Source organism: Tabrizicola oligotrophica (assembly GCF_011008935.1).
Classification (GTDB): domain Bacteria; phylum Pseudomonadota; class Alphaproteobacteria; order Rhodobacterales; family Rhodobacteraceae; genus Tabrizicola_A; species Tabrizicola_A oligotrophica.
Genome location: NZ_JAAIVJ010000038.1, coordinates 1 through 885 on the forward strand (window position 1 = coordinate 1; position 885 = coordinate 885).

An 885-nucleotide genomic window follows, 5' to 3' on the forward strand; every position below is an offset into this window, starting at 1 on the left:
TGAATCGCCCCTAGATTTGTAGACGCCTTGCTTGGTAATTTTGGAAGCAAGGAGGACAAGATGTCCGGAGCTAAATTCACAGACGAGTTCAAGCGCGATGCCGTGGCCCAGATCGAGGATCGGGGTTATCCGGTGCGCGAGGTGGCCGAGCGGCTGGGCGTCAGCACGAAGTCGATCTACACGTGGCAGAAGCAGTTTTCGCGGCCCGCGAAGGTGATCCAGGAGGTCGATGCTCAGGCCGACGAGATCCGCCGCCTCAAGCGCGATTTGGCGCGGGTCACGGAGGAGCGGGATATCCTAAAAAAGGCGACCGCATACTTCGCCAGGGAATCCCGGTGAGGTATGCGTTCATCGCGGAGAACCGGCTGATCTTTGCGGTCCGGGCCATGTGCCGGATGCTTCGGGTTCATCCGAGCGGCTTCTATGCGTGGCTGCGCGCCCCCCTTTCCCAACGGGCGCTGGAGGATCAGCGCCAAACCGTGCTTCTGAAGCAGGCTTGGGATGACAGCGGCGAGGTATATGGATATCGCAAGCTGCATGATGATCTGTGCGACATGGGCGAAGACATCAGCCCGAACCGGGTCTGGCGACTGACACGTCTGGCGGGAATAAGGGCCCAGATTGGTTACAAAAAGAAGCCGGGCTCTTACGGTGGCAGCCCTGCCATTGTGGCTGACAATACCTTGAACAGAGAGTTCGATGTCGATGCGCCTGACCAATTTTGGGTCACCGACATCACTTACATCCGCACGCATGAGGGGTTCTTGTATCTTGCGGTTGTGATCGATCTGTTTTCCCGCCGCGTCATCGGTTGGTCTATGCAGGGGCGCACTTACACCGACCTGCCGCTGCAGGCCCTGCTCATGGCCGTCTGGCGACGCAAAC

Annotated in this window: 1 pseudogene; it reads left to right on the plus strand. The window is 59.0% G+C overall.

Annotated elements, in window-relative coordinates:
- Nucleotides 1-60: 60 nt before the first annotated feature.
- Nucleotides 61-885: pseudogene (locus G4Z14_RS18715) on the plus strand (IS3 family transposase); the annotation flags it as partial.